This is a genomic window from Pullulanibacillus camelliae (assembly GCF_014642655.1).
Lineage (GTDB): Bacteria > Bacillota > Bacilli > Bacillales > Sporolactobacillaceae > Pullulanibacillus > Pullulanibacillus camelliae.
The window spans coordinates 60729-79837 of the sequence record NZ_BMIR01000020.1 but is presented as its reverse complement, the minus strand read 5'-3'; the positions used below and the strand labels follow the sequence as shown (position 1 = coordinate 79837).

Below are 19109 nucleotides of genomic sequence, written 5' to 3'. Positions count from 1 at the left end.
TCTACGATGTATTTGCTCTGGTAGGCATACATTTATGATAGAGTGCCTCTTCTTTTTTGGCTAGGATTTTGTAGAAATACCACCGAGAACTATTTTACACATACCAAAGGGATACGCATAGAAACATTATTAAATGATTAAAGTTGAAAAATAATATTTGGTAAAACACTAGGAAAAATGGACTAGATGTTTTATAATATGATCATAAAGTGTTGTATTGCGTTTATGCTTCTATAGAAAGAGTGTGCACGTGTCGCTGTAGTTTTCAACATGATGATTAGCCGACAAGCAGCTTAGTTTTCTCATTATAAATATGGATAATGGATTGGTGCGGAGGTACTGAAATGATCAGTAAATTAAATAATACTTTACCCGTACTTGATTTTAAAGACCTGCTTTTGGAGCTTGTTTTAAAAACTGATTATACTGAAAATTTAAATAGGACAAGTCAGGCAATCGTTGATTATTTTGCCCGAGTCCTGAACGGTATGGCTTTTTTATTTATGAGGGATATGAGCAGAAAGCATTATTATATTGAAGCAAGCTCTGACACGCATTTAGAGGAACACTTGGATAAATTTACGCTTAATCACTCAGAAGTTGAAGCGTTGATCCATGAACCTTACTTTTTATCTGTAAATGAATGCCCTTTATTTTTAAATCCCTTAAAGACCGCTCTATTAAAGAAGACCAGCCATTATGATGAGCAATACATCGTTTTTTTAACGTATGACAAGGAATGCATCGGATGTGTCTTGCTGATGCATCAGATGCCTTTGACAGCAACTCTAAGGAATGAACTGCTTCAGCTCACCGAAAAGTGTTCAAAATTGTTGTTTCGTGTCAAACGCCATATGGAAGCGGCAAAGCTAGGCAAACAATACGAAAAACTTTTTTTGGTCACTGATAAATTCCACTCAACAATGAATGAAAAAGAAGTTTTAGAGGAAATTACACACTCACTGTATCATATGTATCCCAGTTCTATAATTAATCTTTTATTTATCGATGAAAATCGCCGAGAGACGCCTCATCACTATGAAGCTTCTCAGGTTTTTTTATCTGGCGATGTTAAGCAAATCCAAATGGATGAAAATCGGAATATCCTGTATGTTCCGTTGAGAGGACAACAAGGGATATATGGAGTTTTAGAAGTGATCACGACAACCAGGCGTTTTTTTTCAAGTGACATTAATTTGATTAAACTGCTTGCGAATACTGCCGGACATGCTTTGGAAAATGCTAGGCTTTACCAACAATCACAGCATTTGATTTCCGACTTGAAAATCATCAACGAAGCTTCCAAGCATTTGAATGCGAATTCAAGCTTTAAAGAGGCAACGGATTATCTGATCAATCATTTAACCAAAGCCTTCAAGCCAGAGGAGATCGCTATCTTTTATTCATACTCTGATAAACATCTGCAGGCACTGCCTGGAAGTTCAAACTTTTTCCTCAGTCACAAATCCTATGCTTTTGTTGACTATATTAAAGCGAGAGTTGAGAAAACAGGGGATGCGTTGTTTAGCTTTGATCTATTACAGGAATTAACGGTAAAGGCAGCGCCTTATCGCTCGTTAATGGCTATTCCCATCCAGCAGGATAATGAGATCGTAGGCCTTGTCGTTCTCGTGCACTCAGCTGCCTATCATTTCACCTTTGATGGCTACAAATTGGCAAGCTCTCTGGTGCAGCATTCGGCATTAGCATTAATCAACGCCAGGTTGAGAGAAGAATTAGAGCATATGGTGATTACAGACCAGCTGACCGGCTTATATTCTCGCCATTATTTAAATACCAAAATAGCAGAATCCTTTGAAAAAGGTGAAGGTGGCGGACTCATTCTCATTGATATTGATAATTTTAAAGAGATTAATGATACATACGGGCATCCCGTTGGCGACCAAATCTTAAAGCAAGTCGCACTGATCTTAATGGATAATATTAGAGGGGAAGATATTGCTGCCCGTTGGGGCGGTGAGGAATTGACGATTTATTTGCCGAAAAGCTCTCTTTATGTGGTAGAAAAAATCGCTCGCCGCTTGCTGGTGCGAGTAGAGGGAGATACCCATCCGAAAGTGACGATATCTTGTGGTATTGCCAATTGGACAAAGGAAGAGGAGCAATATAGTCCTGAACATCTGCTCGAAATTGCTGATCAGGCACTTTATATGGCAAAGAGCCTCGGCAAAAATCGTATTTATATCGCAGATAAATAAGTAAAAATGCTGGCACAAAATATGACCAGCATTTTTTATACTCTCTGATAGGAATACGCCTTTTAGAATGAGCACGTCTTAAATAGTGTGACCAAAACGGAGCCTATCAGATATGTTGAATAAGTGTTGTAACAAAAGCTTCTAGTCCTTGCTTGTCTTGATCATTAAAACGGTCTGTAACAGGGCTATCTATGTCTAGAACGCCAATCAGCTCATTATCTTTAACAATCGGGACAACGATCTCTGATAATGATGCACTATCACAGGCAATATGGCCAGGAAAGGCATGCACATCTTTGACGATGACGGTTTCTAGACGTTCTGCGGCTGTTCCACAAACCCCTTTACCAATGGGAATACGTACACATGCTGGTAGTCCATTGAAGGGTCCCAATACGAGCTCATTGCCTTCCTTCAAATAAAAACCAACCCAATTGATCTGATCAAGGAATTGATTTAAAAGGGCAGAAGCATTCGAAAGATTAGCGATGCGATTGGGTTCGTCCTCGACTAAGGCTTGCAATTGTTTATTGAGTAAGGCATATTGTTCTTTGGAACTGCCAGTATATTTTGTGACAGAAAACATCATCAGCGCTCCTTTTCATGTAGAAATAATAATAGTTTAGCAGAAAAATGCAGCTTTTTCAGCTTTTTTGCCGAGAGATTTTTAGAGGGAAATGGCGCGTAATAGAGAAGTTGTTTATTGAAAGTAGGTGAAGGCACGTGATTGTGAAAGCAAAGGGTAGGAAAAAGGAAACCAAGCAAGCGATAATTAATGCGACGATTGCGCTCTTTCAAATGCACGGATACAACGGGACATCTGTTCGGGATATTGCAGCAGAGGCCAATGTGAATGTTGCGCTTGTTTCTTACTACTTTGGAAGTAAGAAGGCCTTATTGGAATATTTAATGGAAATGTTTTTTAAAGAATATATTCAAGAGATAGAAGAAGCCGTCCAACTTCATAAAAGCAATACTACGGTGTGTGAATGCTTATTTCAATTAGCCATCAAGCTGCTGCATTATCAGCAAAAGAATTTTTACCTATCTCTAATCGTACACCGTGAAGTCACCATCGATTCTATTTTAGTGAGAGAATTGATGACTACCTATTTGATGAAAGAAAAATATTTGATGGAAATGCTTTTCGAAGAAGGCATTCAAAAGCATGAACTTCGCGACATTCCCATCGATTTATTAGTTCTTCAATATCGAGATATGATCGTTACGCCTTTCTTACAGCCTTTGTATTTGCGGAAGGTCCATGTGTTAGAACCCTCACAGCGCCTGTTTATTGACCGTTATTCTGGAATGATCAGAACCTGGATTGAACAGATTAGACAGTCATTTTAAGGGGAATTTCCTTTCTATATTATGAGAACAATTCCTCCATGATGAATAAAAACTCCAGGAATTTTGAAAATGTGTGTCGCAAAACCTCTATTCCATGATATTATTAATAGTACATAATAGGAGAAACATCGTCATTTTTGTCGATGATTGACGAGTGACGATATTATACATGCATCGTACCGATTTATCGTGGCTGAATGGAGGATCTTTATACATGATTTATGTAATCATCGCACTTATTGTGATCGTTACGGCGATTGTCGTTATTGGGGCAATCATGCGCAAAAAAATATATAAACAAATAGATCATTATGAAGCATGGAAAATAGATATCTTAAATCGGCCAGTTAAGGATGAAATAGCGAAGGTTAAAGAGCTAAGAATGGTCGGAGAAACAGAGAAAAAATTTGAAGAGTGGCGGGAAAATTGGGATGAAATTGTCTCTGAATCCTTGCCACAAGTTGAAGAACGATTGTTTGATGCAGAAGAGATGGCGGATAAGTTCCAATTCGGTAAAGCTCAAGCGATTTTAAACGCTCTTCAGCAAACAATGGATGAGATTGAATGGCGTCTTAAAGAGATGCTTGAAGAATTAAATGTTGTCGTGGAAAGCGATGAATTAAATCGGAAAGAAAGTGTCGGTGTTAAAGAACTCTTTCACGAATTAAAAAAGAAGCTGATTACAAATGGTCCTCAATTCAAAAAAGCTGTGACATATGTTGAGAATGAATTAAACACCATCGATGAACAGCTGAGTCAATTTGAGAAGGAAACTCAGGAAGGCAATGTGATTAAAGCGCGAGAGATTCTTTCTGAAGCAAAGGCAAGTCTCGAAGCGATTGCAGAAGATATGGAAGTAATCCCGTCATACTATAACCAAATTCAGTCTAATATCCCAAAGCAATTAAACGAATTAGAGTTGGGCGTTCAGGAGATGGCGGAAAAGGACTATGTGTTGACTCATTTGCAAATTGATAAACAAGTGGCGGATATGCGCAAGCATCTTTCGATCTATGAGCAAGCTTTGGAGAAGCTTGAGCTTAGTGAAGTGGCTGCTGGCATCGATAGCACGCTGGACCAATTAGATGACATATATAATAACATTGAAAAAGAAGTCGACAGTCGACAGAGGATTGCCAAGGAAGCTGAAGTCCTTAAAAATGATCTTCGCATCGTCGGCGACAAAATAAAAAAAATTAATGCTGAAACCTCTGTTGTTCAGCAAAGCTATCGCATTGATCAAGAGGATTTACAAGAGCAAGGGGATATCGATGCGGCATTTGTGAAATTGGACAAAGAGTTTAAAGAAGTCGATGACGTATTGCAAGAGAAAAAGGAAGCTTATAGCATTTTGTTGGAGAAGGTCGCTGCAATGCGCAGCCAGCTTGACCATCTTCATGATGATGTTGATGCTTTTAAGGAAAGGCTAACGGCGCTTAGAAAAGACGAAATGGCAGCCAAAGATGCCTTAGGACAATTAAAACGACAGCTTGTTGATACACGCCGCAAGCTGCAAAAAAGTAATCTTCCTGGACTTCCCACCGAATTTATGACAGTTCTAGAGGATGGTGAAGACATTCTCATAGAGATCAGTGACAAGTTAGATGAACGTCCATTAGAGATGCATGCCATTAAATTGCTCATGCAAGAGGCTAATGAAAAGATGCATATGGTTTTAGATAAGGCTGATGAAATGGTGGAATCGGCGATCTTGACAGAACAGCTCATTCAATATGGGAATCGTTATCGAAGCCAGGATCCTGTGATAAACGATGAATTGAATCGGGCAGAGGACGCCTTCCGAAGCTATAACTATAGTGAGGCTGTTGAAATTGCAGCCAGTGCGATATATAAAGTGGACAAGAGCGTCATTAAAAAATTCAAGGTCGAAGTGGAAGATGTCCAATGAGAAAATCCTCAGTACGAGGATTTTCTCATTTTTACGGGAAAGTAAGGACAGATGACAGGCAATATAAAGTATGTTATAACTCTTTTAGGTCATCTTAGAACATTCGGACGTGTGCCGTTTACGATATAAAATATAAAGGAGGAGATGTAGGGAATGATTTATCTAGATAATAGTGCGACAACCCCTCCTTATCCCGAGGTTCTTGATACGTATCGTGTCGTTTCTGAGCGATTTTTTGCCAATCCTTCATCCATTCATAAATTGGGTGGTGAGTCTGAGGATTTACTTCATAAATCGAGACAGCAGGCTGCTGCTTTGCTTGGGGTCAAAGAAACTGAGATCATCTTCACCTCTGGGGGAACGGAAGGAAATAACTTCGCCATTAAAGGGACAGCTTTAGGTTATCGGCAAAGAGGGAAGCATTTAATCACCAGCATGATCGAACATCCCGCTTCATTAAATGCCTTTGCTCAATTAGAAGACTTGGGGTTTGATGTCACTTATTTAGACGTGGATGAAGAGGGGAGAATATCTATTGATGCATTAAAGGATGCTTGGCGTCCCGATACCCTCCTTGTCTCGCTGATTCACGTTAACAATGAGATTGGAACCATTCAACCGATTGAAGAGATCGGCAGGTTTCTTAGGGATAAACCGAAGACTTTATTTCATGTTGATCATGTTCAAGGCCTTGCGAAAGTGCCTTTAAATTTTAAAGATATAGGGATCGACCTTGCAACAATGTCCGGACATAAGATTCATGGTCCAAAAGGGACAGGAATGTTGTATATGCGAGAGGGCGTAAAGCTTGCCCCGTTATTAGCAGGCGGTGGGCAAGAATTTGACCACAGATCGGGAACGGAGAATCTGCCTGCTATTGTTGGCATGGTCAAAGCCTTAAGGCTTGTAATGGAAAAAGCGCGTGATGGTGTTCCCTATCTACAAACCGTCATGAATAGATTAAGGCAGCGATTAGCCCAGCATCCACTGGTCACTCTTAACACGCCAGAATTTGGCGCTGCACCTCATATCCTTAATTTTACTATTGAAGGTTTCCGTGCAGAAGTCCTCATTCATGCTTTGGAGGAAGAAGATATTTACGTATCCACAAAATCTGCTTGCGCTTCAAAGGCATCAGAGGCTAGTCATGTGTTATTGGCATGTGGTCTTCCTGAAAAAGAAGCCAAACAAGCGATTAGAATCAGTCTGTCTTTTGAAAATACCCAGGAAGAATTGGACATATTTATCGCCAGTTTCGATAAAAAAACGAAAGAACTTATGAAAGCGATGGAGGCTTAATATGAAATATGATACATTAATCATTCGCTATGGTGAAATTGCCCTAAAGGGTAGAAATAGAAAAAGTTTTTATGACACGCTCTATGATCGTGTGCGTGAACAGTTGCTTGATCTTAAAGACATCAAGCTTAAAAAACGCTTTGATCATATAGAAGTAGTCTTAAATGGCATGGATTATCAACAGGTTGCCGACCGTATTCGCCATGTCTTTGGCATTCAAAGCATGCGCGTGGCGATTACTGTAGATAATGATTTAGAATCGATTCATTCCGGGGCTTTACGCGTGATAAAGGAAGAGGAGCATATTGCCACCTTTAAGGTTTCCGCTCGGAGAAAGAATAAAGATTATCCAATGACTTCTAAAGATCTCAACTATTCTGTTGGATCATTCATATTAAAAAATACGGAGAATGTGACTGTCGATGTGCATCATCCGGATATGAATCTGCAAATTGAAGTATTGGAAGACACGACACGCATTTATGGCAAGGTAATTAAAGGCGCAGGGGGTCTGCCTGTTGGTTCAGCTGGTAAAGTGATGCTCATGCTCTCTGGAGGCATTGATAGCCCGGTTGCTGGCTATATGATGATGAGACGTGGGGCTACGGTTGAAGCCATTCACTTTCATAGTCCGCCTTACACAAATGATCGTGCCAAGCAAAAAGTACTTGATTTAGCGGCCGCATTACAAAAGTTTGGCGGGCGTTTGAAGCTACATGTTGTTCCATTTACCAATGCGCAAATTGCGATTCGTGATCGGATGCCTGAGAATTATCGCATGACCATTATGCGACGAATGATGCTGCGGATTGCAGAAAGGCTAGCAGTGAAACGTGAAGCTTTAGGTATTGCGACGGGGGAAAGCTTAGGACAGGTGGCAAGTCAAACACTTGAAAGCATGAATACCATTAATGAAGTAACGAATTATCCTGTTTTCCGCCCACTCGTCTCAACAGATAAGGTAGACATCATCGAGATTGCAAAGAACATCGGAACTTATGATATCTCAATTCGACCTTATGAGGATTGTTGTACGATCTTTTTACCCAAAGCACCTAAAACCAAGCCCAAAAGAGAGCAGGCAAATCGTTTTGAAAAAAATCTTCCTATCGAGGAATTGATGGAAGAAGCTCTTGCTGGAGTAGAAACCATTGATGTTGGGAAACAGACAGAAGCTTTAGAGGATCTTTTATAATTTATAAGATGGCTTAAAGCTCTTAATAAGGTGGATTTCTGATCTATCTTTTACGTTATTCTTGTGCAGAAAAAATTACCATGAAATTATATGAATGAAGTCTCATCTCTTGACAGATTCTATAGGTACACAAGGAGGTGAGACACATGGCTAGCAATAACAGCAATCAAATCCTAGTTCCTGGTGTTGAGCAAGCTCTTGATCAAATGAAACAAGAAATCGCTCAGGAATTTGGTGTACAACTTGGCGCTGATACAACTTCTCGTGCTAACGGTTCTGTTGGTGGTGAAATCACTAAGCGCCTTGTTGCAACTGCACAACAACAACTTGGTGGCAAATTCTAATAATTAAATAGCAATGGCTAGGAGAGTGACCTTTTGGTCACTCTCCTTTTTTAAAAGATCAGAAAGTATACAATTTCTGTTCATGAGGACGGTGCGCGATGCCACTCCAGGCCGCTCGCTTTTGCGGGGGAGTGGTAAGCCTCCTCGTGCCTGCGCACTGCTAAGGTCTTACCGATCTCCCACTTCCCGCAGGATTCTAGTCTCCGCATCATGAGTCAGCGGCGCCCGAGGAACACACGATTTTAGAGTGTTCCGAATCTCGCGCCTTGCGCTCCATTCCACTTAACCAGGCAACGAAGCCTCTTTCATATTAGATGATGCTCTATACCTAGACAAGGACCGGGCATGCTTTTCGCCCGGTTTTTCTTAAATCATAACAAAGCATTCTCAAAAAACAATGAACAGCCTGCATACTTTGCCTAGTATTTTTTAAACGGGCGGCAGATGTCCGTTTCCCACCGACCCACTGATTCTTAAAGCTGTATGGTGTGGTAGGTAAAGTTCCCAAAACCCCTCTTCATTAAACATAATTCAAGACCATTATTAGACCAACTTGGTTTGTCCCCAAGTCTTTCTTACGCATAAAGAAGGCGTGAATGTTTATTTTTGGTGACGTTGTCGATGATAAGAAGTATCATACTTTCTAAAGGTGTTGCGCTGCATGATTGTGTTCGGATTGATTTTGCTCATCCTCCTCGTTTTATTGGCAATAGTGTTTTTTTTCATCGCTTTTGGCGTGGTCAAGGTGATGGTAGATGGACGAGTCATCAATATGAATATTGAGTTTAATGTCAGCGTTAGGTTTTGTGGTCTGCGCTTATTAAAAATTGAATGGCCTGACAACGACATGGTTCACGGTTCATCATTGGTTCAATGGTTTCAGCGTTTCATGGAGAAAAGTGAAATAGCAGAACAGATTGAAAAGAGATCGATACATACAATATTAGGAGGAATAAAGGATTTGATGCAACATGAAAAATGGCCAAAAGAGATCGAGCAGTTAACAATCAAGTCCTTGCGCCTTTCTCATATTTATTGGTATTCTACCGTTGGATTAGGAGAAGCGGATCGTACCGCGGTTTCGGTTGGCATTCTATGGGCGCTCAAGAGTAATCTCTTATCGACGATGAATAGAGTGTTAAAAGGAAAAATGACAAAACCTGTTCTTCAAGTTCACCCGGACTATTCTGAGAAGCTTGGATTTAGAACGCATTTTAAATGCATGATTCGCTTTCGCCTCGGGCATGCTATCTCTAAAGCCTTAAAGATCGTCAAGGATAAGAAAAGGAGGCAGGAGACATGCCAGAAGAACATCCAATACAAGGTTTGATGAAGACTGCATTAGAAAGTCTACAGGAAATGACAGATGTCAATACGATCATTGGAGATCCAATCGAAACCCCAGATGGGAACGTTATATTGACTGTATCAAAGGTAGGCTTTGGCTTTGCTGCTGGTGGAAGTGAATTTAAACCGAGTGGTCAATCGGATGACGACAGTTCAGGAGAAAGTGTCCTTCCTTTTGGTGGAGGAAGTGGTGGTGGTGTATCCATTACGCCTATTGCCTTTCTCATTGTTGGTCCACACGGTGTGAAAACTATACATTTAGATAACAGCACGCACTTGTACGAAAAGCTACTCGATCTTGCCCCTCAAGCGGTTGATAAAATTCAGCAAATGCTAGCCGGAAACGAAGAGGAGAAACCTCCTCGAAAAGAAGGAAAATCAGAAGGTGGCCGTGGCGTTGTCCGCCATCGTGGACAAAACCAAGATTCGGATGACTATTTTTAAACCTGCTTGCTATAAGGACACTCCGGGAAACCGGAGTTTTTTGCGTGTTTGAATGAAATTGAGTATGATGGGAGGGTGGAGGGGAAAGCATGGAACAATCACAATTACTCAATCATTTATTCGAACGGCTGGATCAAACCGCTTCAATTATAGAACAACATGAAGAAGTCAGCTACCTAGAGGCACTTTGTCTAACAGCAGATAACATTACGGAAGCGACGATCAAGCAAGCAGATATCAAAGATCAACTCGAGCCGCTTTACGCCGATTTTTTTGTAGATGGAATGAGGGCTGAGGATATACGCAAGGCCTTCCAATTGGCATTATTGAAGGGCATGAAGCAGGCGGCGCAACCACAGCATCAAATGACTCCTGATGGCATTGCGATTTTCATGAGTTATTTGTTAAACAAGCTGCCACTTCCTGAAAATTATCGATTACTCGATCCTGTAGTGGGATCAGCCAACTTGTTGACAACAGCATTGAATCATGTCGATAAAAGACCGGGACAGGCCCTTGGGGTAGAAATTGATGATCTATTAATTAATACAGCTCATGCTAATGTAACGCTTCAACAGCAGGATGTTGAGCTTTATCATCAAGATGCTTTGCGTCCGCTGTTAATCCAACCAGCAGATGTGGTCGTGACCGATTTGCCTGTTGGCACTTATTACAATAAAGAGCATGCGAAAAGTTTTATGCTGGGGAAGTCACAGCAGCCTTATAGTCATTATCTGCTTATCGAACAATCCTTGAATTATTTAAATCCATCTGGCTATTTTATTGGACTTGTGCCTAATAACCTCTTTGAAGGGGATAAGGATAAACAGCTTCACCAGCTGCTTCAGAGTCAAGCGGTGATCCTTGGTTTAATTGAGCTTCCTGAATCACTGTTTAAGGATACACGTCATGCTAAAAGTATTTTATTGCTTCAAAAGAATGGACAAGGCATAAAACGTCCGGAACAGGCCTTGCTCGTTAAGCTTCCAAGCTTTAAGAATCATGAGGCAATAGCCAACATCATGGAAAAAATCAATCAGTGGTTTAAGCACAATATGTAAGCTTGTCATGCATAATCATTCTCAATCATACAGAAGCTAAGCAAGAATTCACGCACTTTAAAGGTGACTTAGGAGGCTTCTCGTATGACGGATAAAAGGGCATGGACAGCTGAAGAAGAAAATGAGAATAATACCCTCGTACATCACTATATTAATGAAGCCTATCAAAGTGGTGTTGTTGATAATTTTCTCGAACCTTACAATGTTTTCAATGGTAAGAAGCTGAAGGATGAGCAAACAAAAAAGAATCAGTAGTCTCTTCAGGATGATGCACCCGATCGTCCCAAAATCACCGTACCTCTCCGTTAGGATACGGTGATTTTCCTGTTAAAGCCATTTTGCCTATAGTGGAAAAGGGTTGACGCGCTATCTCCATCATGAAAAAATCGGTATAATAAACTTACACTAGTAATAAAAGGTAGGGTGAAAGTATGCGCCATGTTTTAATAACTGCAGGGACAAAAGGGATCGGTCAACGTGTGGCCTTAGAATTTCTCAAGGAAGGCTACTCGGTAACAGTCAATTATCGCAGTGATGGAAAGGCGGCGAAAGTGAGAGCGGCAGAGTGGGCGCAGTATTCAGATCGGCTACAGTTTATTAAGGGAGATGTTTCTCGTCAAGAAGACATGACATTTCTTGTCGAAGAAACCATGAAAAGATTTCAACGTATTGATTGTCTTATTCATAATGCGGGACCTTTTGTATTTGAACGGAAACCATTGACTGATTATGAGGATAACGAATGGATGACGTTGCTTCATGGGAATCTCAGTGCTGTCTTTTGGTTGGCAAAACAGGTTTTACCGATCATGCGTGCCCAGCATTTTGGACGGATCATTACTTATGGCTTTCAGAATGCTGAAGCAGCGCCGGGTTGGTTACATCGGGGTCCCTTTGCCGCTGCAAAAGTTGGTTTGGTGTCTTTGACGCGCACGATTGCTTTGGAAGAGGCTGAGTATGGGATAACGGCCAACATGATATGTCCTGGTATTATTTTAAATGACATGAAGGCGGCCGATGTGTCAGAGGCTGAGAAGCTGTCGGAGCCACGCACGCCTTTGGGGCGCTCTGTGACGGGAGAAGATATTGCCCGGGCAATTACTTTTCTTTGTAAAAAGGAATCCGAAATGATTACAGGTACTGCTTTAGATTTAACTGGAGCTGTAGACGTTATCCATCGTTTTCGGGAAAATTATGAGGAAAATGAATAATCTTTCTATTTGACGCCTGCTTGATTAATTGCAAATTTTGGCGTAAATTCAGATATGTAAGGGTTGTACATAATGTATTCAATGCTTGCTTTTTTAGCCTAAAAAAAGTGGACAATTTTTGTTAAAGGGGGCAGCTGCCATGCGGATTGGTGTGCCAAGAGAGATCAAAAATAATGAGAATCGTGTCGCCATAACACCTGCAGGCGTTGTGCATTTGGTGGAAGCAGGACATGAGGTGTATGTTGAACAAAACGCCGGACTAGGTTCTAGCTTCACAAATCAGCAATATGAAGAAGCTGGTGCCACCATTGTTTCCACAGCTGAGGAAGCATGGGTGGCAGAGATGGTCATGAAGGTAAAAGAACCGCTGCCTGAAGAATATCACTATTTCCGTGAGGGGCTTATCTTATTTACCTATTTGCATCTTGCACCTGAACCTGAATTAACTCAAGCATTAACGGACCACAAGGTGGTTGCCATTGCTTATGAAACAGTACAGCTAGAAAACCGTACGTTGCCTTTATTGACTCCGATGAGCGAAGTGGCAGGTAGAATGTCCACACAAATAGGGGCGCAATTCCTTGAGAAAATACATGGTGGAAAAGGGATATTGCTTGGAGGCGTTCCAGGTGTTAAAAGAGGAAAGGTCACCATTATTGGTGGTGGCATCGTTGGAACGAATGCTGCTAAGATAGCGGTTGGACTCGGTGCTGATGTGACGATCTTAGACTTGAATCCTAACCGTTTACGGGAGCTCGATGATATCTTTGGAAATGCCGTGAACACCCTTATGTCTAATCCACTGAATATTGCTGAAGCTGTAGCAGAATCAGATCTTGTCGTTGGTGCTGTGCTCATACCTGGAGCTAAGGCGCCGCGATTGGTCACAGAAGATATGATCAAAGCCATGCATGAGGGGTCTGTTATTGTTGATGTAGCGATTGATCAGGGCGGTATCTTTGAAACCACTGATCATATCACGACTCATGATGATCCAACGTATGTCAAGCATGGTGTTGTTCATTATGCAGTGGCTAATATGCCAGGGGCCGTGCCGCGCACTTCGACGATTGCACTGACAAATGTCACTGTTCCTTATGCTGTTAAAATTGCATCATTAGGCTTCGTTAAGGCTTGCTCGCAGGATCCTGCATTACTAAAAGGGATCAATACGCTGGATGGGTTTGTAACGTATCAAGCGGTTGCTGATGCCCATGGCTTGGAATATAAACATGCAGAAGAGCTATTAATTCAACATTCTTGATATAGAAATTGAGAAGAGACTGGGACAAAACCCAGTAAATTAAGAGTGGCACCTACCAAAAATTGGTGGGCACCACTCTTTTGAATTAAAAAGTATAAAATTCTGTTTATCATCGGAACTGGCAAGGTTGATTTCCAAAGCGCTAAATATAACTATTGATGATGATAATAATTCAACTAAAAAAGGTTCCCATCATCCAAAAATAGATAACGGGAACCTTTTTTCATTTATTTTGACTAGTTATGTCCCAGCCCCTTTTATCATATACTAGTCAATGATTTGTAATGTTTTTGGATAATTGGTCAGTGTTTCCGCACCATTTTCTCCCAGGTAAATATCATCCTCAATGCGGACGCCGCCGATACTTGGGACATAAATGCCTGGCTCTATTGTGAAGACCATGCCTGTCTCTAACTGTGCTGTATTGTTAGAGCTCATGGAAGGGGCTTCGTGAATGCCGAGACCAAGACCGTGTCCGATGCGATGCGTGAAGTAGTCCCCATATCCAGCTTCTGTTATTAAGGTTCGAGCGGCACGATCGACGGCGCCGATTTCAGTGCCTGGCTTAGCTGCTCGAATTGCTGCTTCTTCAGCCTTTAAAACTGTGTCATAAATCTTTTGCTGCTCATCAGAGATATGCTTATAAGCAAAGGTTCGAGTAATATCGGAACAATAGCCGTCGACAATAACTCCTAAGTCAAACAGCACAAAATCGCCTTCGCGAATTTGTCGATCGCTTGGGTGACCATGAGGGGCGGCTGTTTTATCCCCTGTGAGCACAGTAGTGGCAAAGGACATGCCCTCACAGCCGCGTTTTTTTAGCTCGTATTCTATCTCAGCGACAAGTGCTTGCTCGGTCTTTCCTTTTTTTATAGCCCCTGCCCCTACACTAATTGCAAAATCAGCTAATTCTGCAGCTTTACGAAGACTGCTTAATTCAGTTTCGTCTTTGATATTTCTCAATTGATTGACACCAGGCTCAGCGGCAAAAAATTGTGCGTGGTCAAACATTTGTTGCAATTTTTGCGCACGTGCATAGGGAAGGGTATCCATTTCTATTGCTGCTTTCATGGAAGGGCTGGTGAATCGTTCCTTCATCTTGCTATGTATCGTTTTCCAGGGATCCTCGTGATCATCATAACCTATAATAAGGTGCGGCCATCCTGATTGCTTAGCTTGAGAAACCTCCATATTGGGACATACTAGAAAGGGTTCTCCATCTTGAAAAACAGCCAATCCTAGAAGCCGTTCATGCGGGTCACACATAAACCCTGTGAAATAAAAGACATTTTTTGGTTCTGTTAAAAAGGCAAATGAATAGTCATTTTGATTTAACCATTTTGTAAAGTTGTCCAAACGTTGTGACACACTGTATCCCTCCCATTTTTCTACTATATCTTCACTTTAGCATAAAGCGAGGAGAAATAGCATCAATTAAAACTAATCGTTGAAATGGAGCAAGGTGAAACCTTTTTGTGAATTCATCCGTAGATAAGAATAGGAATGACCATCAATCGAGGGGGTGCTGATGGGGATTTTTAAGCGCCTGATGAAGTTTAAACAACAAAAGATGGGACAGAAAATAGAGAACCGTACACTCTTAAATGTAAGAGTAGGGGATAGGATCACTTATGAGCTTGAGGATTATGAAGTGGTGGGCAAAATCATTTTTAATGACCATGGGTTCCAATGGTTTGAATATCAATTGGAGAATGTTGATCGTACGCTTTGTCTGTCTGTAAAAATGGCTGATGAGCTAGAGGTCAGGGTGTATCATAAGTTAAAGAAAAAAATTGTTGAACCGATTCCGAATTGCATCGAATGGGAGGATGAAGACTATTTTTTAGATGAAAAGGGGGCTGCTAATGTATCGGGACAAGGACGACACAATAGGCTAAGTGGTCAAACGATTCGCTACTTTGCTTATTCTAATGAAAATAAGTCATCATACTTATCCGTTGAAATTTGGGAAATCGATATAGAGGTGAACAAAGGCATACCGGCCCAAGCGTTGGATTTCACAATCATTGCAGGAAGCTAATGAAGTGAATTATAAAGGAGAGGATTATCTATGTTTAAGATGTTTAAACGTGTAAAGACGATCATGTCATCGGAGTTAAATGCTTTGTTGGATAAGGCGGAGGATCCAGTAAAAATGCTTGATCAATTCATGCGCGATATGGCTGAGGATATCCGTGAGGCCGAAGCCGCCGTTGCCAAACAAATGGCTAATGAAAAGATGCTACACAAAAAGCTTAATGATGCCAACAAGCTTGTTGAGAAGCGCCAATCTCAAGCGGTAAAGGCATTAGAAGCAGGCAACGAGGATCTCGCTAGACGTGCTTTGGAAGACAAGAAGCTTCATGAAAGCCAGGCACAAACTTTAGAAGCCTCCTGGCAACGAGCTAAAGCAGATGCTGAGGAGCTTAAGGTTAAGCTGCAAGAGATGAAAAATGAATATCAAGAGATGGACTTAAAAAGAGAGGGATTAAAAGCGCGGGCAGAAACAGCTAAAACGAAAACGAAGATTAATCGCAGTTTGTCTTCACTAGGTTCAGATACTTCTAAACAAGGCTTTGAAAGAATGGAAGAAAAAGTCCTGCGCTATGAAGCAGAAGCGGAAACAAGTGAGGACCTTCGTTCTTCTAATCGCAGCTTAGATGATGAGTTTGAGGCATTAGAAACGAAAAGTGATGTTGATGTAGAGCTGGAGGAATTAAAGAAGAAATTAGGTAAAGAATAAGTCGCGTTGATGATCGCAAACTTTGTTCTAAGCTCTGTTTCACGTATTGAAGCAGAGCATTTTTATTTATATGCCCAGTGAAGCGGTGACACTTCACATTTTAGGCTTGCTTTGGCAAAGCCTTTGATCAGTCCATCTATCACAATGGAAAAAAGGTCATGTGTCATCCAAATACAGTTATTCCACCCAATTTAATTGAAATGTACCAAAAAGCTTGGTTATACTATTAGTAAAAAGAAATGGGAGAGTGTAGCGATGAAAATTACATATCATGGTCATTCCGTTGTATTGATTGAATCTGAAAAAGCCAATATTATTATTGATCCGTTTATTTCAGGAAATGGGAAGTGTACGATTAAGCCTAGCGATTTACCTCATTTGGATTATATTATTTTGACACACGGTCATAATGATCATGTTGGCGATGCCTTTGATTTAGCAAAGACACATGACGCTACGATTATCGCTGTTGCAGAGCTTGCGGATTATTCAACATTTAAAGGGTTGAAGGCCCATCCGATGTCCATCGGTGGCGGCTTTAATTTTGACTTTGGTAGAGTCCAATATACGATTGCGTTCCATGGATCGAGTTATAATGATGAAAATAATCAGATCATTTATACAGGCATGCCAGGAGGCATCCTATTAACGATTGATGGCAAAACCATTTATCATGCTGGAGATACAGCCCTTTATTCAGATATGAAATTGCTTGGTGACCGCTACGATATTGATTTGGCCTTTTTACCCATCGGTGATAATTTCACGATGGGACCCGAGGATGCGGCACTTGCTGCAGAGTGGGTAAAGGCAAAAACCGTTGTGCCTATTCATTATAATACCTTCCCTGTTATTGAGCAGGATCCTCACGCTTTTGTAGCAAAATTAAAAGCAGAAGGAAAAGTGATGGCTTCTGGAGAATCCTTAACACTATAAATGGTAAAAGGCAGCGGACCTTCTCTGGTTCGCTGTTTCCTTCTATGTTTGACGAGGCAGGATTATTGAAGAGGTGACACCTTTGGCGACAAAGCATGAACTTATTTTAGAACATATCAAGCATTTGGAGATCGGCCATAAAATATCAGTGCGCCAAATCGCCAAATCGCTACAGGTAAGTGAAGGAACAGCTTATCGAGCGATTAAGGACGCGGAAAACCAAGGATATGTCAGTACCATTGAGCGTGTTGGGACCATCAGAATAGAGAAGAAGCATAGAGGGAATATTGAAAAATTAACCTATGCTGAAGTGGTAAAAATTGTAGAGGGTCAGGTATTGGGCGGCCGGGGCGGATTATATAAGACGCTCAATCGCTTCGTTATCGGAGCGATGAAATTAGAGGCAATGAAGCGCTATATTGAAGCAGGAGGGCTTTTGATTGTTGGCAACCGCGATCAAGCGCATGAATATGCCTTGAAATCGGGTGCCGCCGTACTGATTACGGGTGGGTTTGAGACAAGGGATGAAGTCAAGGAATTGGCAAATACCGTTGATTTGCCCATCATTTCTACCTCTTACGATACGTTTACTGTTGCGGCCATGATTAACCGCGCAATTTATGATCGTTTGATCAAAAAAGAGATCATCCACGTCGGTGATATTTTGATCCCTTTTAGTAAAACAAGCTATTTACAGATGTCAGCAAAGGTGTTGGACTGGCAGACGATGAATAAGAAAACGGGACACAGTCGCTATCCGGTTATTGATGAGCAACAACGAGTGCAGGGCATTGTGACCGCAAAAGATATTGTGCGCTATAAAAACCAAACCCCCATTGAAAAAGTCATGACCAAAACGCCAATTACTGTAACCGAAACAACAACCGTGGCTTCTGCAGCGCATCGCATGATTTGGGAGGGGATTGAATGTCTGCCAGTGGTCAATGGGGCATCACAGTTAATCGGGATTATCACGCGTCAAGATGTGTTAAAGGCCATGCAAATGGCACAAAGGCAACCTCAAGTGGGCGAAACCATTGATGATATTATTACGGACCAGCTTACAGAAGTCGATGAGGGACGATTTCAATTTACAGTTAGTCCACAAATGACCAATCATCTTGGTGCGTTATCGTATGGAACCATGACAACGATTTTGACCACAGTAACCGAGCAGATCTTGAGCAAACAAAAAAAGGGCGATCTCGTCATTGAGAACATATCCCTTTATTTTCTAAAGCCCATACAGCTTGAAAGTGTGATCGATATCTCTCCAAAGATATTGGAGGTCACTCGCCGCTATGGGAAGGTGGATATCGAGTTATATCATGAGGAGCAGGCTGTCGGGAAGGCCTTTTTAATCGCTCAGTTTATCGATCGTTATTAATGCCTTGTCCTTGTGATGCTTCCTCAAGCATTTTAGCAGTGTAATAGCGATATTGTTTATAACTATAGTAAATAATAAAAAGGCCATATACTATAAAAAGAATACAGATGATGAGAGTGATCGCTTTGGAAGAAACAAATAGCCGATTGGCGCCGAAAAATAATAAAAAACAACCTAAGGCGATTTTGGCTTTGGAAAATGTCCACCTTTTTCGATATGGGGCATCTGTCATCCAGCCCTTGAACCAATAAAATAGCAGCATGATTAACGAAAATACGATAAAGATGATCAGTGTTGGCATCTCATTACCCCCGTCTCACTATTCATCTTTACACTATCAGAAAGCGTTTCAGAATACAATCCTCTAGCAGGCTTTGGACTATGAATGACGCTATCT

At 41.2% G+C, this 19109-nt stretch carries 19 protein-coding genes; 16 read left to right on the top strand and 3 right to left on the bottom strand.

Features of this window, described 5'->3' with window-relative positions; genetic code table 11:
* The first annotated feature begins 344 nt into the window (after positions 1–344).
* Positions 345–2219, top strand: coding sequence for a sensor domain-containing diguanylate cyclase (locus IEW82_RS16565; RefSeq protein ID WP_188697144.1), 1875 nt, complete (start codon positions 345–347; stop codon positions 2217–2219).
* A 106-nt stretch (positions 2220–2325) separates the two neighbouring features.
* On the opposite strand, the gene msrC is transcribed toward IEW82_RS16565, so the two are convergent.
* On the bottom strand, positions 2326–2805 hold the full coding sequence (msrC, locus tag IEW82_RS16560) for a free L-methionine (R)-S-oxide reductase MsrC (protein ID WP_188697163.1): 480 nt from the start codon (positions 2803–2805) through the stop codon (positions 2326–2328).
* A gap of 137 nt (positions 2806–2942) precedes the next feature.
* On the opposite strand from msrC, the gene refZ reads away from it, so the two are divergent.
* The 11 genes from refZ (at position 2943) to ald (ending at position 13646) form a co-directional block, all read left to right on the top strand.
* Positions 2943–3572 carry a forespore capture DNA-binding protein RefZ gene (gene refZ, locus IEW82_RS16555; RefSeq protein WP_188697127.1) on the top strand — a complete coding sequence of 210 codons (630 nt, stop codon included), beginning with the start codon at positions 2943–2945 and terminating at the stop codon, positions 3570–3572.
* 214 nt (positions 3573–3786) lie between these two features.
* Positions 3787–5481: a septation ring formation regulator EzrA gene (gene ezrA, locus IEW82_RS16550; RefSeq protein ID WP_188697113.1), complete on the top strand. Its 1695-nt coding sequence runs from the start codon at positions 3787–3789 to the stop codon at positions 5479–5481.
* Positions 5482–5634: 153 nt separating this feature from the next.
* A complete protein-coding gene (locus tag IEW82_RS16545; protein WP_188697109.1) occupies positions 5635–6780 on the top strand; it encodes a cysteine desulfurase family protein in 1146 nt (381 codons plus the stop codon).
* A gap of 1 nt (position 6781) precedes the next feature.
* Complete coding sequence (gene thiI, locus IEW82_RS16540; protein WP_188697106.1) at positions 6782–7975, top strand: tRNA uracil 4-sulfurtransferase ThiI; 1194 nt, start codon at positions 6782–6784, stop codon at positions 7973–7975.
* Positions 7976–8121: 146 nt separating this feature from the next.
* Positions 8122–8319 (top strand): alpha/beta-type small acid-soluble spore protein, encoded by a 198-nt coding sequence (locus IEW82_RS16535; RefSeq protein ID WP_188697104.1) that lies wholly within the window; start codon positions 8122–8124, stop codon positions 8317–8319.
* Between the two features lie 661 nt (positions 8320–8980).
* Positions 8981–9649 carry a DUF2953 domain-containing protein gene (locus IEW82_RS16530; RefSeq protein WP_188697100.1) on the top strand — a complete coding sequence of 223 codons (669 nt, stop codon included), beginning with the start codon at positions 8981–8983 and terminating at the stop codon, positions 9647–9649.
* Positions 9619–10110, top strand: a complete 492-nt coding sequence (ytfJ, locus tag IEW82_RS16525; RefSeq protein ID WP_188697096.1) for a GerW family sporulation protein — start codon at positions 9619–9621, stop codon at positions 10108–10110. Before IEW82_RS16530 ends, ytfJ begins: the two co-directional genes overlap by 31 nt.
* A gap of 89 nt (positions 10111–10199) precedes the next feature.
* Complete coding sequence (locus tag IEW82_RS16520) at positions 10200–11171, top strand: class I SAM-dependent methyltransferase (protein WP_188697093.1); 972 nt, start codon at positions 10200–10202, stop codon at positions 11169–11171.
* An 84-nt stretch (positions 11172–11255) separates the two neighbouring features.
* Positions 11256–11426, top strand: coding sequence for a hypothetical protein (locus IEW82_RS16515; protein ID WP_188697091.1), 171 nt, complete (start codon positions 11256–11258; stop codon positions 11424–11426).
* 176 nt (positions 11427–11602) lie between these two features.
* Entirely contained in the window at positions 11603–12382 is a 780-nt protein-coding gene (locus tag IEW82_RS16510; RefSeq protein ID WP_188697089.1) for an SDR family oxidoreductase, read from the top strand.
* A 139-nt stretch (positions 12383–12521) separates the two neighbouring features.
* On the top strand, positions 12522–13646 hold the full coding sequence (ald, locus tag IEW82_RS16505; protein WP_188697086.1) for an alanine dehydrogenase: 1125 nt from the start codon (positions 12522–12524) through the stop codon (positions 13644–13646).
* 267 nt (positions 13647–13913) lie between these two features.
* Here the strand turns inward: ald and IEW82_RS16500 are convergent, their stop codons facing one another.
* Positions 13914–15014, bottom strand: coding sequence for a M24 family metallopeptidase (locus tag IEW82_RS16500; RefSeq protein ID WP_188697084.1), 1101 nt, complete (start codon positions 15012–15014; stop codon positions 13914–13916).
* 160 nt (positions 15015–15174) lie between these two features.
* Here IEW82_RS16500 and IEW82_RS16495 point away from each other — a divergent pair, with 160 nt between their 5' ends.
* The 4 genes from IEW82_RS16495 to IEW82_RS16480 all read left to right on the top strand — a co-directional run bounded on the left by IEW82_RS16495 (position 15175) and on the right by IEW82_RS16480 (position 18712).
* Positions 15175–15687 carry a DUF4178 domain-containing protein gene (locus IEW82_RS16495; protein ID WP_188697081.1) on the top strand — a complete coding sequence of 171 codons (513 nt, stop codon included), beginning with the start codon at positions 15175–15177 and terminating at the stop codon, positions 15685–15687.
* A 30-nt stretch (positions 15688–15717) separates the two neighbouring features.
* Positions 15718–16389: a PspA/IM30 family protein gene (locus IEW82_RS16490; protein WP_188697078.1), complete on the top strand. Its 672-nt coding sequence runs from the start codon at positions 15718–15720 to the stop codon at positions 16387–16389.
* A gap of 255 nt (positions 16390–16644) precedes the next feature.
* Positions 16645–17325, top strand: a complete 681-nt coding sequence (locus IEW82_RS16485; protein ID WP_188697075.1) for a metal-dependent hydrolase — start codon at positions 16645–16647, stop codon at positions 17323–17325.
* 82 nt (positions 17326–17407) lie between these two features.
* A complete protein-coding gene (locus tag IEW82_RS16480) occupies positions 17408–18712 on the top strand; it encodes a DRTGG domain-containing protein (protein WP_188697071.1) in 1305 nt (434 codons plus the stop codon).
* On the opposite strand, the gene IEW82_RS16475 is transcribed toward IEW82_RS16480, so the two are convergent.
* On the bottom strand, positions 18696–19013 hold the full coding sequence (locus IEW82_RS16475; protein ID WP_188697058.1) for a YtpI family protein: 318 nt from the start codon (positions 19011–19013) through the stop codon (positions 18696–18698). The two genes, IEW82_RS16480 and IEW82_RS16475, sit on opposite strands and share 17 nt — an antisense overlap.
* Between the last annotated feature and the right edge of the window lie 96 nt (positions 19014–19109).

Excerpts from the sequence above, each read along its gene's own strand:
- IEW82_RS16545 (WP_188697109.1), top strand. The coding sequence starts at position 5,635 with ATGATTTATCTAGATAATAGTGCGACAACCCCTCCTTATCCCGAGGTT.
- IEW82_RS16520 (WP_188697093.1), top strand. The coding sequence starts at position 10,200 with ATGGAACAATCACAATTACTCAATCATTTATTCGAACGGCTGGATCAA.
- IEW82_RS16515 (WP_188697091.1), top strand. The coding sequence starts at position 11,256 with ATGACGGATAAAAGGGCATGGACAGCTGAAGAAGAAAATGAGAATAAT.
- ald (WP_188697086.1), top strand. The coding sequence starts at position 12,522 with ATGCGGATTGGTGTGCCAAGAGAGATCAAAAATAATGAGAATCGTGTC.
- IEW82_RS16495 (WP_188697081.1), top strand. The coding sequence starts at position 15,175 with ATGGGGATTTTTAAGCGCCTGATGAAGTTTAAACAACAAAAGATGGGA.
- IEW82_RS16475 (WP_188697058.1), bottom strand. The coding sequence starts at position 19,013 with ATGCCAACACTGATCATCTTTATCGTATTTTCGTTAATCATGCTGCTA.
- msrC (WP_188697163.1), bottom strand. The coding sequence starts at position 2,805 with ATGTTTTCTGTCACAAAATATACTGGCAGTTCCAAAGAACAATATGCC.
- ezrA (WP_188697113.1), top strand. The coding sequence starts at position 3,787 with ATGATTTATGTAATCATCGCACTTATTGTGATCGTTACGGCGATTGTC.
- IEW82_RS16530 (WP_188697100.1), top strand. The coding sequence starts at position 8,981 with ATGATTGTGTTCGGATTGATTTTGCTCATCCTCCTCGTTTTATTGGCA.
- IEW82_RS16490 (WP_188697078.1), top strand. The coding sequence starts at position 15,718 with ATGTTTAAGATGTTTAAACGTGTAAAGACGATCATGTCATCGGAGTTA.
- IEW82_RS16485 (WP_188697075.1), top strand. The coding sequence starts at position 16,645 with ATGAAAATTACATATCATGGTCATTCCGTTGTATTGATTGAATCTGAA.
- IEW82_RS16565 (WP_188697144.1), top strand. The coding sequence starts at position 345 with ATGATCAGTAAATTAAATAATACTTTACCCGTACTTGATTTTAAAGAC.
- IEW82_RS16510 (WP_188697089.1), top strand. The coding sequence starts at position 11,603 with ATGCGCCATGTTTTAATAACTGCAGGGACAAAAGGGATCGGTCAACGT.
- ytfJ (WP_188697096.1), top strand. The coding sequence starts at position 9,619 with ATGCCAGAAGAACATCCAATACAAGGTTTGATGAAGACTGCATTAGAA.
- thiI (WP_188697106.1), top strand. The coding sequence starts at position 6,782 with ATGAAATATGATACATTAATCATTCGCTATGGTGAAATTGCCCTAAAG.
- IEW82_RS16535 (WP_188697104.1), top strand. The coding sequence starts at position 8,122 with ATGGCTAGCAATAACAGCAATCAAATCCTAGTTCCTGGTGTTGAGCAA.